A 12639-nucleotide genomic window follows, 5' to 3' on the forward strand; every position below is an offset into this window, starting at 1 on the left:
GAAGCACAAAGGCACGTCGTCCCTATAAAACGAACCGGGAAGGGAAAAATTAGCGGGGGGGTTGGGACCGGTATCTGCTGGAACGCAGCGACCGGGAACGGTCCTACACAAAACCCGTACGCAACTGATGTTGCGAGTGAAATGCCTGGCCTAGGGTGAGCGGCGCCAGGTCACCGAACTGTTGCAGTCAGGAGAAACCGCTCAATGAATCGTGCTTTGAAATACAAGGGGCACACTGGATCAGTTGAAACCAGCGTCGAGGACAATTGCCTGTTTGGCAGAGTTTTGCATATCGACGCGCTGGTTAGTTACGAAGGACAAACCGAAGCAGCAATCGAAACTGCCTTTCGGCAGGCGGTGGACGACTTTCTGGAAAGGGCAGGCACAGGGGCCGCATCAGCCCAACCGCCGATACCCTACCAACGCTGATCCCAGCACCACCGCCCCCGCCATCAGCGCCACCCAGAACCCACGGGTGGCGCCATAGTGGTCAATCATCCAACCCGAACTGGCGGCCCCCATGGCCACGCCGATGCTCAGGCCGGTGATCAGCCAGGTCATGCCTTCGGTCAGGCGGCTGGGTGGGACGATCTGCTCCACCAGGGCCATGGACACAATCAGGGTCGGCGCGAAGAACAAGCCGGAGACGAACACCGTCAGCGCCAGGCCGGGAATATTGCTCACCAGCAGCAGCGGCAATGTGCTCAACGCGGTCGCCACACCGCAGAACAGGAACTGCCGGGGCAACGGCGCCTTGCGCTTGAAGGCGCCGAAAGCCAGCCCGGCCAGGCACGAACCGATGGCATACACCGACAACACGATGCTTGCCGCGGCCGGCTGGCCTTGCTGCTGGGCAAAGGCCACGCTGACCACATCCACGACGCCCACGATCACCCCCATGGCCAGCAACAGCACCATCAGGATCAACACCGAGGGCGAAGCGATCAGCCAGCGGCCATGATGGCTCTGGTGTTCGTGGACCGGCGGCTCGGTTGCGCGTTGCAGCACAAAGGTGGTGACGCCCACCGCCAGCAGCAAAGCCGCAACCAACGGCCCGGCCTGCGGGAACACCACCACGCACAAGCCGACCGATATCGGCGGGCCGATGATGAAGCACACTTCATCCAGCACCGATTCCAGCGCAAACGCGGTTTGCAGCTTGGGTTGGCCGCGATATAACGCGGTCCAGCGCGCCCGCACCATGGCCGACATATTGGGCATGCAACCGGCGAAGGCCGCGAATACGAACAGTGTCCAGTCAGGAGCTTGCACATAGGTGCACAGCAACAACAGCAACAAGGCCCCGCCGCCGATCAACGCGGCAATCGGCAGGACCCGGCCCTGGCCGTAACGGTCAACCAAACGTGAAACCTGCGGCGCACACAAGGCCGTGGCCAAGGCAAACACCGCCGCCACCGAGCCCGCCAGGCCGTAACCGCCGTGCACCTGCGAGAGCATCGTGATCAGCCCAATACCGGTCATGGACACCGGCATGCGCGCCAACATGCCGGCCAACACGAAAGCGCGCGAGCCAGGCGCCTGGAACAGCTCGGCGTAGGGATTTGCCATCAATCAAACGTCTTGTTTTGTGGATTTGTGCAAGCTTGTATCACACCAAGCGCTTGATCTGCTTGTGCCGCCATACCACTCGATAATACGCAGTCTGCAAGGCCAGCATTGCCAGGTAGGTCACCGGAAACGCCATCCACACCCCTTCCAGGCCGAAATGCGCATTGAACAGGTACGCCATCGGCAGCTCAACGCACAGCACACAGAAGATCGAGATGGCGACCGGCATCAGCACCACGCCGCTGGCACGCATGATCCCGCCGATCACCGCCTGGAAACCGAAGACCAGCACGCTCCACAGCATGATGTGCAGCAGGTGTTCGGCGTTGACTCGCGCAGCCTCGTCGGTGATGAACAACCCCAGCAGCCAATGCGACAGCAGGTAGCCGAGCACGATCAAGCCACCGGTCAGGCAGGTATTGATCAGCAGGCCCGTGCGCAGGATCGGCCCGATACGTTCCAGGCGCCCGGCACCGATCGCCTGGGCGCCCAGGATCGAGGCGGTAATGGCGATCGACAATGCCGGGAATTGCACATAGTTGACGATCTGCGTCACCGCGCCATACGCCGCCGTGGCCTGGGAACCGTGGCCGTTGACCAGGGCGAGAATGACCAACTCCGACAGCGACAGCACCACCATCTGCAAGCCGGTGGGCAGGCCGATACGCAGGACTTTACCGAGAATCACGCGGTCCAGGCGCAAGGCGCCGAGCAACTCACGGTCCGGCGCCATCACATGGTTTTTATGCCGCAGGCGCAGCATCAGGAACAGCATCGCCAGGGTGTTACCCACCAGCCCTGCGTACACCGCGCTCTGGATACCCTGGGGCGGCAGGCCGAGCCAGCCGCGAATCAGCGCCGGTGTCAGCAGCAGGCCGGCCAACGTCGACACCATCAGCGCCAGCAGCGGCGAGATCGTGTCACTGACGCCGCGCAACAACTGGGTGTAGAGGATGAAGACCAGCAACAGCGGCATGATCAACATCATCATCTGGGCATACCCGACGGCCTCCTCCAAGACATCAACCGGCGTGCCCAACGCCTGCAAGGCCGGGCGCGCAAACAGGCTGCCCAGCACCGCCGCGACCAAGCCTACCAGCGCGCCCAAGGTCAGGGTGGCGCCAGTGATCACCTTGACCATTGAGGTTTCCTGGGCACCCCAGGCCTGACCGATCAGCACCGAGGCGCCCGCCCCCAGACCGATCACCAGGGCAATAAAGAAAAACACGATGGGGAACATCCCCGACACCGCTGCCAACGCCTGGGTGCCGAGCATCTGCCCAACGTAGATACCGTTGAGGGTGCCGGAAAAGCTCTGTAGAAAGTTGGACAGCACCATCGGTGCCAGAAAGAGCAGGTAGATCTGCCAAAGCGGGCGTTGCAAGGGGCTTTGCATGAAAAACGGGGCCTCGGGTCACTAAAGCGTCCGAGGGTTATACCGCAATTGGATCCCATCTTCCTGTGCTTTTGGGCGCCGCCTTGCAACAGGCATGCGGCAAGCGCCGGCTCAAACTCAGCCCGCAGGGGGCTGGTTCAAGGGTGAAGCGCCTGCCCTACTCCGCTATCTCTTTTCGCCGCCGTGGGGCAATTGCCCCACCGGGCACGCGGAGACACCTACCGTGCTGCGAGTGAACTGCTCGACAGTCTCCTGCGCCTTTCGTGCGTCCAGCACCCAGGTGCGGTAGAACTCGAACGGACAGTCCGCCACGCCCCTGTCGCCGTCCCCCGAGGCATGCATGCCGGTGTAGCCACGGTGCAGCAGCTTGAACAGATGGTTCTGCGACTGGTCATTGGCCCGTGCATCGCGAATCTGCGACACCGACAGCTGTGCATACTGGATACCCGTTTCCTCCTCGCCACATTCGCCCAGGGTACGTCCGTCGAAGCCAATGATTGCCGAGTGGCCAAAGTACGCATACACACCGTCGAACCCGGCCGCATTGGCCACCGCCACGTAGCAGTTATTCGCCCAGGCCATGCTCTTGGACATCTGCACCTGCTGCTCCTTGGCCGGGTACATATAACCCTGGCAACGCACGATCAGCTCGGCGCCTTTCATCGCGCAGTCGCGCCAGATCTCCGGGTAGTTACCGTCATCGCAGATGATCAGGCTGATTTTCATGCCCTTGGGCCCGTCGCAAACATAGGTGCGATCCCCCGGGTACCAGCCTTCAATCGGACACCAGGGAATGCACTTGCGATAACGCTGCACGATCTCGCCGAGGTTATTGATCAACACCAGCGTGTTGTAAGGCGCCTTGTGCGGATGCTCTTCGTGGCGCTCGCCGGTCAGGGAAAATACACCCCAGGTATTCGCCTGGCGGCAGGCCGCCGAGAAGATTGCGGTTTCCTCGCCGGGAATACTCGCCGCGGTAGCCATCATTTCTTCAGGGTCGTACATGATGCCCATGGTGCTGTACTCGGGGAACACCACCAGGTCCATGCCGGGCAGGCCCTGCTTCATGCCGACAATGATCTCGGCAATTTTCTTGGCGTTATCGATGACTTCGGCCTTGTTGTGCAGGCGCGGCATCTTGTAGTTCACCACCGCTACACCGACGGTGTCCGGGCTGCTGGAAATGTCGCCATGGCGCATTGCAATGCTCCTGTTCTAGTGACTGATCATCCACGGCCGTGGGCCGGTCCTGGTCTTGAGCCCCAAGGGATTGGCCTTGCTCGGCACGACTTTTTTACTCGTACCGCAGCAACTGCAACCGACCGGGTGCCTGCGACTTTCCTGGTATTCGCCGACAGTTTGCGGCGCGTGGGCGCTGCGCTCGTTGCCGGCGATAGCCTTGCGCTGGTTCGCCGACAGGGTTTGCAGCGCCGGGGCCGATACCAGCAGTTGCCCGCCAGGTCCTTCACAGTACGGGCATTGGCTGGGTTCGTTGCGCTGCGCCATTGGGCGCAACATCGTGAAAGTGCCGCAGCTGTCGCAGGGGTATTCGTAGGTCGGCATGGCTACAGGTCCAGGGCGATGGGCAGGTCGATACTGCCGTCGAGGAACCGGGTCGGGCCGTTGGCGCTGGGGTTGATGTCGAACTCGAAGATTTCCGTCGGCAACCACAAGGTCGCGCAGGCATTCGGGATGTCCACCACGCCGCTGATGTGCCCTTGCACCGGCGCGGAGCCGAGCAGCGCATAACCCTGGGCCGGCGAGTAGCCGAACTTGGTCAGGTAGTTGATCGCGTTCAGGCAGGCCTGGCGGTAGGCGACGTTGACATCCAGGTAGTGCTGCTGACCCTGTTCGTCTACCGAGATACCTTCGAAGATCAGGTAGTTCTGGTAGTTCGGCGTGATCGGGCTCGGCTTGAACACCGGGTTCTTGATCCCGTACTTGGCCATGCCGCCCTTGATCAGCTCGACTTTCATATGCACCCAGCCGGCCATTTCGATGGCGCCGCAAAAGGTGATTTCGCCGTCGCCCTGGCTGAAGTGCAAATCGCCCACCGACAGTCCCGCGCCTTTGACATAGACCGGGAAGAAGATCTTCGAGCCCCGGGACAGATCCTTGATATCGCAGTTACCCCCATGTTCACGCGGTGGCACCGTACGCGCGCCGGTCGCGGCGGCATCATCACGCGCCTGGCCTTTCATCTTGCCCATATGGGCTGTGGCGGCCAGCGGTGCATTGGCCAGTGGCGGGACACGGGTCGGGTCAGTGTCGATCAGTTCCTGTTCGCGGCGGTTCCAGTCGGCGAGCATCACCGGATCGGGCAGGCAGCCGATCAGGCCGGGATGAATCAGGCCGGCGAAGTTCACGCCGGGAATGTGCCGCGAGCTGGTGAACATGCCTTTGAAATCCCAAATCGCTTTTTGCGCATGGGGGAAGTGATCGGTGAGAAAGCCGCCGCCGTTCTGTCGCGAAAAAAACCCATTGAAGCCCCACTGGGAATCCGCCTTGGCGCCGATATCCAGCAAGTCGACCACCAGCAGGTCCCCCGGCTCGGCGCCGTGCACACCTACCGGCCCGGACAGGTAATGCACGGTGGACAGGTCCACATCGCGCACATCACTGGCGTCGTCGTTGTTCTTGATCGCGCCGGCGGTCCAGTCGTAGGTTTCAAGGATGAAGTCATCACCCGGCTTGACCCAGCACGCCATCGGGATATCCGGGTGCCAGCGGTTGTGGATGTGCTCGTTCTCGGTAACAGGCTGGTTGAGGTCGACTTTGATCAGTGTTTCGGTCATGGACTGGCTCCTGGGAAGGATGACAAGGCGTGGGATCCAGTCTCAGGCGGCCAGGAAAAACGGGAAATACGTCGGATGACGTATGAATCCAGGTTTTATTCCATCAATTTGCTCGATGATGGTTTAAGTATTTACTGATTGGACCCGTGGCAGGCAGATCGATAGATTCGCGGTACAGATAGCTTTTAGCCATCACTCCTTGCCCTCCCGAATATCGAGCTTTCCATGAAAAAACCTATGTCGTTGGCGATGCGCATCGGACTGGGCTTCGCGTCCACCCTGTCGTTACTGGTGCTGATCACTGCGGTCGGTATTCAACGCGTGGGCTTTATCGACAGCACGCTCAAGGATGTCGGCGAAAAAGCCGCCGTGGTCCAACGCTACGCGATCAACTTCCGTGGCAGCGTGCACAACCGCGCCATCGCCATTCGCGACGCGGTACTGGTCAAGGATGAGACGACGCTCAGCCACCACTTGGCCGAGATCGAGCAACTCAAACGCGATTACCAGGACTCGGCGGTGCTGATGGATCGCCTGTTCGCCCAGACCACGGCCGGCGCCGAAGAATCCCGGCTTCTGGGGGATATCAAGGCCATCGAGACCCAGGCCCTGGCCTCCACCGAACGCGTGATCAGCCTGCGTCGCGGCAATGACATTGCCGGCGCCCAGGAGCTGCTGCTGACCCAGGCATCGCCGTACTACACCGAATGGCTCAAGCGCGTGAATGCATTGATCGACTTCGAGGAAGCCCAGATCAAGCAACGCCTGGACACGGTGCAATCGGCAGCCGGCAATTTTGCCGTGCTGATGCTGCTGGCCAGTGCCGTGGCAATCGTCTTGAGTGTGCTGGTATCGCTGCTGATCATTCGCCAGGTCAAGGCGACCCTCGGTGCCGAGCCGGAAGAAGTCGCCCAGGCGATCCGTCGCCTGGCCAATGGCGATTTGAACCAGCTCATCGAAACCCGCTACCCCGATAGCGTGATGGGCATCCTGAAAAACGCCCTGGCGCGTCTGCGCGACACCATCACCGAAGTACGCTCGGCGGCCCAGGCGCTACGCCACTCCTCGGTCACCCTGTTGACGGTGGCCAGTGACAACCGCCAGCAGATCACCCTGCAAACCAGCGAGGCCCAGCATGTAGCGGCCGCGATCACGCAAATGGCCGCCTCGGTCAGCGAGGTTTCGGGCTACGCCTCGACCGCATCGAAAGCGACGAGCCTGGCGGATGCCGAAGTGGACAGCGGCCATCGCCTGGTGGGCGAGGTCACCGTGGCCATCGAGGAGCTGGCGACGATCCTCGACCAGGCCACCAGCCGGGTAAACCAGGTTTCCAGTGACAGTGAAAACATCGAAACCGTGATCGAAGTGATCAACGCGATTGCCGCCCAGACCAACCTGCTGGCACTCAACGCCGCCATTGAGGCGGCGCGGGCCGGTGAACAGGGTCGTGGTTTTGCGGTGGTGGCCGACGAAGTCCGCTCGCTGGCGACGCGCACCCAGGCGTCCACCCAGGAAATCCGCGACATGATCGGCAAGCTGCAAAGCGGCACCCAGGACGCCGCCGGCATCATGCAACGCAGCCGCAGCCTGGCCCAGGTCACCGTGGCGCAGACCCGCGACTCACAAGCGGCACTGGGCAAGATCAGCCAGGAAGTGGGCGCGATCAACGCGATGAATGCGCAGATCGCCAGTGCCGCAGTCCAGCAAAGCGCCGCCGCCGAAGAAGTCGCGCAGAACGTCACACGCATCCACAGCTCCACCGTGCAGTCGGCGGCCCGTTCCGAACAGGTAGAAAACTCCAATCATGAACTGGTGGAGCTAGCGGACCGCTTGAGCACCCAGGTGGCGTTTTTCAACGTGGCCTGAAGTTTGTCGCGCTTGATCTGCAAGAGCTTGCAGGTCAAGCGCGCAGCACTTTTCACACCGACAGATAGCGGCTGATCGTCGCTTCGTCGACCCGGTCCCGGGTCTCTTCGATCACAAACCGCCCCTTCTCGATCACCAGGAAGCGGTCGGCGATGTCCAGGGTGAACGACAGCACCTGCTCCGAGACCACGATAGTCAGGTCGCGCAGGTTGCGAATCTCCTTCAGCGTGCGCGCAATGTCCTTGATGATCGACGGCTGGATGCCCTCCGTCGGTTCATCCAGCAACAGCACCTTGGGATTGGTCGCCAACGCACGGGCGATCGCCAACTGTTGTTGCTGGCCGCCGGAGAGGTTGCCACCCTTGCGCGATTGCATGTCGTAGAGCACGGGGAACAGTGCGTACAAGTCTTCCGGCACTTTGCCGCGTGCCGACGCCGGCAGGCCGGTCTGGATATTCTCCAACACCGTCATGCTCGGGAAAATCATGCGGCCCTGAGCCACATAGGCGATGCCACGTGCCACCCGTTCATGGGTTTCCAGCGCCGACACATCGTGGCCGTCCACGCTGACCTGGCCTTTCCACTGCGGCAGGATGCCCATCAGGCTCTTGAACAGGGTGGTCTTGCCCATGCCGTTGCGGCCCATCACAGCGACGATTTCACGCTTTGCGACGTCCAGATGCAGGTCATGGAGGATCTGGCTCTGCCCGTAGCCGCAGGACAACTGGTCGATCTTGAACATACCTGTTTCCTCAGTGGCCCAAATACACTTCGATGACTTTCGGGTTGCTTTGCACCGACTCCATGCTGCCCTCGGCCAGCACCTTGCCCTGGTGCAACACCGTGACTTTGTGGGCGATGCTTTTGACGAACTCCATATCGTGCTCGATCACCAGCACCGAACGGCCCTGGCTGATGCGCTTGAGCAGCTCGGCGGTTTGCGCGCGCTCGTTGACGCTCATGCCCGCGACGGGTTCGTCGAGCATCAGCAACTCGGGGTCCTGCATCAGCAACATGCCGATTTCCAGCCACTGTTTTTGCCCGTGGGACAGCAGGTCAGCCTGTTGTTGCAGCAAGTCGCCAAGAAAGATCTCTTGCGCCACCGCTTCTACCCGTTGGATGACCTGGGCACTGCGCTTGAAGAACAGCGCGCCCCACACCTTGCGCCCCGCCGGGTAGGACATTTCCAGGTTTTCGAACACCGTGAGGTTCTCGTAGATCGACGGGTTCTGGAACTTGCGCCCGACCCCGGCCCGCACAATGTTGTACTCGCGCATCCTGGTCAGTTCCTGGCCATCGAACTGGATACTGCCGCTGGTGGCGCGGGTCTTGCCGCAGATCAGGTCGAGTACGGTGGTCTTGCCCGCGCCGTTGGGGCCGATCACCACGCGCACTTCATTGCGGTCGATATACAGGTTGAGGTTATCGACGGCCTTGAAACCGTCGAACGAAACGGTGAGACCTTCGATGGCCAGCACCGGTTTGTTCATTTCAAAACCGACGGCGGTCATGGTTGGGTCTCCAGGATCTTGGTGTTGGCCTTGGCTTTAATCGGGGCTTGCACTACCGGTTTGCGTCGCAACAGTTTCGCCAGCGCCTGGCGACCATGGCTGTCCCATAGCCCGGCGAGACCATTGGGGAAATACATCACCACCGCGATAAACAGCCCGCCCATCAGGTACAACCACAACTCGGGGAACGACTCGGAAAAGTACGTCTTGCCGTAATTCACCAGCAGCGCGCCGTACACCGCGCCCAGCAGCGACATGCGCCCACCCACCGCCGCAAAGATCACCATCTCGATCGATGGCACGATGCCCACGAACGAAGGCGACATGAAACCCACCTGCAAGGCAAACATCGCCCCGCCGATCGCCGAGAAGGCAGCCGCCACGCAGAACACGAAGATCTTGAAGCTGGCCACGTCATAGCCGGAGAAACGCACGCGCTCTTCCTTGTCGCGCATGGCCATCAGCAGCCGGCCGAGCTTCGACGCCAGGATGAAACGACCAATCAGGATGCAGCCGAACAGCAACCCGGCGTTGATGAAGTACAGGGCCATCTTCGCGCTGTCGGTGCGCAGGTCCCAGCCCAGCAGGGTCTTGAGGTCGGTGATGCCATTGACGCCCCCGGTCAGACCTTGCTGGCCGACGATCAGCACCGTGAGGATCAGCGCAATCGCCTGGGTGACAATGGAGAAATACACATCGCCCACGCGCCGCTTGAACAGCGCCATGCCGATGATGAACGCCAGCAGCACCGGCACCGCAATCACTGCCACCAGCGTGAAGCTGAAACTGTGGAATGGCTGCCACAACCACGGCAGTTCGGTGATCTGGTTCCAGTCCATGAAGTCCGGGATGCCCGGCGTCGATTGAATCTTGGTGCTTTCCGGGTCCGAGGCCTCAAGCTTGAGGAACATCGCCATGCAATAGCCGCCAACCCCGAAGAACACGCCCTGCCCCAGGCTGAGGATGCCGCCATAGCCCCAGCACAGCACCAGGCCGACCGCGACAAACGCGTAGGTCAGGTATTTGCCGACCATGTTCAGGCGGAACGCATCCAGGGTCAGGGGAAATATCACCAGGATCAACAACGCCAGCAACACGATGCCGATCAGGTTTTGCTGGCCGCCCAGCAGCTTGTCTAAAGCCTTCATCCGGTCGCCTCTACTTGCGCACTTTGATGGAGAACAACCCTTGCGGGCGCAGCATCAGGATCAGAATCACCGAGGACAAGGTGAGCACCTTGGCCATCGAGCCACTGAGAAAAAACTCCGACAGCGATTGGGTCTGGGCAATCACGAACGCCGAGGCGATGGTGCCGAACAGGCTTTGCGCGCCGCCGAACACCACCACCAGGAAAGTGTCGACGATGTACTGCGAGCCCGCCGTCGGCCCGGTCGAGCCAATCGTGGTGAATGCCGCGCCGGCCACACCGGCCACGCCGCAGCCCAGGGCGAAGGTCATGCGGTCGACCTTGCGCGTATTGATACCCACCGCACGGCTCATCAGACGGTTCTGCACCGTGGCGCGTACCTGCAAGCCCCAGCGCGAACGGTAGAGCATCAGGAAGATCGCAGCGGTGAGCAGCAGGGTCAGGCCCATCATGAACAGGCCGTTGCGCGGGATCTCGATGGCATCGGTGAAGTTCACCGACCCCATCAGCCACGCCGGTGGTTCTGCGCTGACTTCACGGGCACCGAATACCGACCGGAAGGTCTGTTGCATCACCAGCGACAAGCCCCAGGTGGCAAGCAAAGTGTCCAACGGGCGCTTGTACAACCGGCTGATCATCGCCCATTCCACCAGCCAGCCAATGGCACCGGCGACGAGGAATGACAGGGCGATGGCGAAGAAGAAGTAATAGGGTTGGAAGCTCGGTGCAAAGTGCGCCGTGAGGCTGGAACACACGTAGGTGGTGTAGGCGCCGATGGTCAGGAACTCACCGTGGGCCATGTTGATGACGCCCATCTGGCCAAAGATGATCGCCAGCCCCAATGCCATCAGCAATAGCACGCAGAACACGGACAAACCGTTGAACCCCTGCATCGCCGCGATGGCTCCAAATTCCGATAGCCATTCCATGATGATGGTCTCCTGCAGAGAAATGAAATGCGGGCTGCCTTGGCTTTATGTGGGAGGTGGCATTAGGGCAAGCCACCTCCCACAGGTGAAACCCGTTACTGGTAGCCTTTCGGGAATGGGTTCGGCTCGATCAGGTCCGACTCGTAGATCACCTTGAACTGGCCGTTCGGCTGCACTTCGCCGATGCGCGACTTGCTCCACAGGTGATGATTCTCGTGGATCTTCACATAGCCTTCCGGCGCGGTTTTCAGTTCGATGCCCGGGGACGCGGCCACCACTTTATCCACGTCGAAACTGCCGGCCTTCTCCACCGCCGCTTTCCACAACCATGGGCCGAGGTAGGCTGCCTGGGTTACGTCGCCGATCACCGCATCCTTGCCGTACTTGGCCTTGAAGGCTTCGACGAAGGCTTTGTTGTTAGGATTGTCCAGGCTCTGGAAGTACTTCATCGAGGCATAGAAACCGGCCATGTTCTCGCCGCCGATGCCGAGCAGTTCGTCTTCGGTGACCGACAGGGTCAGCAAGGTCTGCTTGGAGGCATTCACGCCTGCGGCATTGAGTTGTTTGTAGAACGCCACGTTGGAACCGCCCACCACGGCGGCAAACACCACGTCAGGCTTTTTCAGCTTGACCTTGTTGATCAGCGAACCGAACTGGGTGTTGCCCAAGGGGTAGTAGTCTTCGCCGACCACGGTGCCGTGCAGTACGTTTTCAATGTGCTTGCGCGCGATCTTCATCGAGGTGCGCGGCCAGATGTAGTCGGAGCCGACCAGGTAGAAGGTCTTGGCGCCCTTGGTCTTGGCGATCCAGTCGAGGCTGGCGAGAATTTGCTGGGTGGCTTCCTGCCCGGTATAGATCACGTTTTTCGACTGTTCCAGGCCCTCATAGAAGGTCGGGTAGTACAGCAGGCCGTTTTCTTTCTCGAAGATCGGCAGCACGGCTTTGCGCGAGGCCGACGTCCAGCAGCCGAACACCGCGGCAACCTTGTCGTTGACCAGCAGTTTCTTGGCTTTTTCGGCGAAGGTCGGCCAGTCGGAGGCACCGTCTTCCTGAATGACCTTGATCTGCCGTCCCAGGATCCCGCCCGAGGCGTTGATCTGTTCGATGGCCAGGCGCTCGGCCTGGATCGAGCCGGTCTCGGAAATAGCCATGGTGCCGGTGGCCGAATGCAATTGGCCGACGGTGACTTCGGTGGGGGTCACGGCCAGGCCTTCGTTATCGGCCAGCACGCCCTGGCTGAACAGAGCGGCCGCCAGCAATGACAAGGCCAACAGCGGTGTGGAGCGGATCAATCGTATTGCCATGGGGCGACTCCTCTGCAATGAGGTGTCCAGCATGGCGGCAGTCATCCGGCTCGGGTATACGCAGCCTGACGTAACGGTGTACGTCATTTGACGTATGCCGCGGCGCACCAATCCAGGGCAGG

12 protein-coding genes and 1 pseudogene are annotated in these 12639 nt (G+C 61.0%); 3 read left to right on the forward strand and 10 right to left on the reverse strand.

All coding sequences use genetic code 11. From position 1 onward, the window contains the following. Positions 1–204 precede the first annotated feature (204 nt). Positions 205–429, forward strand: coding sequence for a hypothetical protein (locus tag ACQRBV_RS23890; protein ID WP_198763087.1), 225 nt, complete (start codon positions 205–207; stop codon positions 427–429). On the opposite strand, the gene ACQRBV_RS23895 is transcribed toward ACQRBV_RS23890, so the two are convergent. The 5 genes from ACQRBV_RS23895 to fmdA all read right to left on the reverse strand — a co-directional run bounded on the left by ACQRBV_RS23895 (position 397) and on the right by fmdA (position 5760). After that, positions 397–1569, reverse strand: coding sequence for an MFS transporter (locus ACQRBV_RS23895; protein WP_060755329.1), 1173 nt, complete (start codon positions 1567–1569; stop codon positions 397–399). The genes ACQRBV_RS23890 and ACQRBV_RS23895 overlap by 33 nt on opposite strands. Positions 1570–1609: 40 nt before the next feature. Further along, entirely contained in the window at positions 1610–2965 is a 1356-nt protein-coding gene (locus ACQRBV_RS23900) for an MATE family efflux transporter (protein ID WP_060755330.1), read from the reverse strand. A 165-nt stretch (positions 2966–3130) separates the two neighbouring features. Continuing rightward, on the reverse strand, positions 3131–4165 hold the full coding sequence (locus tag ACQRBV_RS23905) for an aliphatic amidase (RefSeq protein ID WP_411984600.1): 1035 nt from the start codon (positions 4163–4165) through the stop codon (positions 3131–3133). 15 nt (positions 4166–4180) lie between these two features. Next, a complete protein-coding gene (locus tag ACQRBV_RS23910; RefSeq protein WP_411984601.1) occupies positions 4181–4528 on the reverse strand; it encodes an FmdB family zinc ribbon protein in 348 nt (115 codons plus the stop codon). 2 nt (positions 4529–4530) lie between these two features. Further along, entirely contained in the window at positions 4531–5760 is a 1230-nt protein-coding gene (gene fmdA, locus ACQRBV_RS23915) for a formamidase (RefSeq protein ID WP_060755333.1), read from the reverse strand. Positions 5761–6009: 249 nt separating this feature from the next. Here fmdA and ACQRBV_RS23920 point away from each other — a divergent pair. Next, positions 6010–6501, forward strand: a pseudogene (locus ACQRBV_RS23920) (MCP four helix bundle domain-containing protein); the annotation flags it as partial. Between the two features lie 417 nt (positions 6502–6918). Further along, positions 6919–7626 carry a methyl-accepting chemotaxis protein gene (locus tag ACQRBV_RS23925; RefSeq protein WP_411984738.1) on the forward strand — a complete coding sequence of 236 codons (708 nt, stop codon included), beginning with the start codon at positions 6919–6921 and terminating at the stop codon, positions 7624–7626. Between the two features lie 52 nt (positions 7627–7678). Here ACQRBV_RS23925 and urtE read toward each other — a convergent pair whose 3' ends face one another. From urtE to urtA, 5 genes are all read right to left on the reverse strand, one after another. Then, positions 7679–8368, reverse strand: coding sequence for an urea ABC transporter ATP-binding subunit UrtE (gene urtE, locus ACQRBV_RS23930; RefSeq protein WP_411984602.1), 690 nt, complete (start codon positions 8366–8368; stop codon positions 7679–7681). Between the two features lie 10 nt (positions 8369–8378). Continuing rightward, on the reverse strand, positions 8379–9137 hold the full coding sequence (gene urtD, locus ACQRBV_RS23935; protein WP_060755336.1) for an urea ABC transporter ATP-binding protein UrtD: 759 nt from the start codon (positions 9135–9137) through the stop codon (positions 8379–8381). Further along, on the reverse strand, positions 9134–10285 hold the full coding sequence (gene urtC / locus ACQRBV_RS23940; RefSeq protein ID WP_060755337.1) for an urea ABC transporter permease subunit UrtC: 1152 nt from the start codon (positions 10283–10285) through the stop codon (positions 9134–9136). The genes urtD and urtC overlap by 4 nt, the downstream gene beginning before the upstream one ends. A gap of 10 nt (positions 10286–10295) precedes the next feature. Further along, entirely contained in the window at positions 10296–11213 is a 918-nt protein-coding gene (urtB, locus tag ACQRBV_RS23945) for an urea ABC transporter permease subunit UrtB (RefSeq protein ID WP_060755338.1), read from the reverse strand. 95 nt (positions 11214–11308) lie between these two features. Next, the gene (urtA, locus tag ACQRBV_RS23950) at positions 11309–12517 is read right to left on the reverse strand and encodes an urea ABC transporter substrate-binding protein (protein ID WP_060755339.1); all 1209 of its coding nucleotides are present in this window, start codon (positions 12515–12517) and stop codon (positions 11309–11311) included. Positions 12518–12639 lie beyond the last annotated feature (122 nt).

The organism is Pseudomonas sp. R11F (assembly GCF_050312575.1).
Classification (GTDB): domain Bacteria; phylum Pseudomonadota; class Gammaproteobacteria; order Pseudomonadales; family Pseudomonadaceae; genus Aquipseudomonas; species Aquipseudomonas palleroniana.

Excerpts from the sequence above, each read along its gene's own strand:
- urtD (WP_060755336.1), bottom strand. The coding sequence starts at position 9,137 with ATGACCGCCGTCGGTTTTGAAATGAACAAACCGGTGCTGGCCATCGAA.
- ACQRBV_RS23925 (WP_411984738.1), top strand. The coding sequence starts at position 6,919 with ATGGCCGCCTCGGTCAGCGAGGTTTCGGGCTACGCCTCGACCGCATCG.
- ACQRBV_RS23895 (WP_060755329.1), bottom strand. The coding sequence starts at position 1,569 with ATGGCAAATCCCTACGCCGAGCTGTTCCAGGCGCCTGGCTCGCGCGCT.
- fmdA (WP_060755333.1), bottom strand. The coding sequence starts at position 5,760 with ATGACCGAAACACTGATCAAAGTCGACCTCAACCAGCCTGTTACCGAG.
- urtC (WP_060755337.1), bottom strand. The coding sequence starts at position 10,285 with ATGAAGGCTTTAGACAAGCTGCTGGGCGGCCAGCAAAACCTGATCGGC.
- urtB (WP_060755338.1), bottom strand. The coding sequence starts at position 11,213 with ATGGAATGGCTATCGGAATTTGGAGCCATCGCGGCGATGCAGGGGTTC.
- urtA (WP_060755339.1), bottom strand. The coding sequence starts at position 12,517 with ATGGCAATACGATTGATCCGCTCCACACCGCTGTTGGCCTTGTCATTG.
- ACQRBV_RS23905 (WP_411984600.1), bottom strand. The coding sequence starts at position 4,165 with ATGCGCCATGGCGACATTTCCAGCAGCCCGGACACCGTCGGTGTAGCG.
- urtE (WP_411984602.1), bottom strand. The coding sequence starts at position 8,368 with ATGTTCAAGATCGACCAGTTGTCCTGCGGCTACGGGCAGAGCCAGATC.
- ACQRBV_RS23890 (WP_198763087.1), top strand. The coding sequence starts at position 205 with ATGAATCGTGCTTTGAAATACAAGGGGCACACTGGATCAGTTGAAACC.
- ACQRBV_RS23910 (WP_411984601.1), bottom strand. The coding sequence starts at position 4,528 with ATGCCGACCTACGAATACCCCTGCGACAGCTGCGGCACTTTCACGATG.
- ACQRBV_RS23900 (WP_060755330.1), bottom strand. The coding sequence starts at position 2,965 with ATGCAAAGCCCCTTGCAACGCCCGCTTTGGCAGATCTACCTGCTCTTT.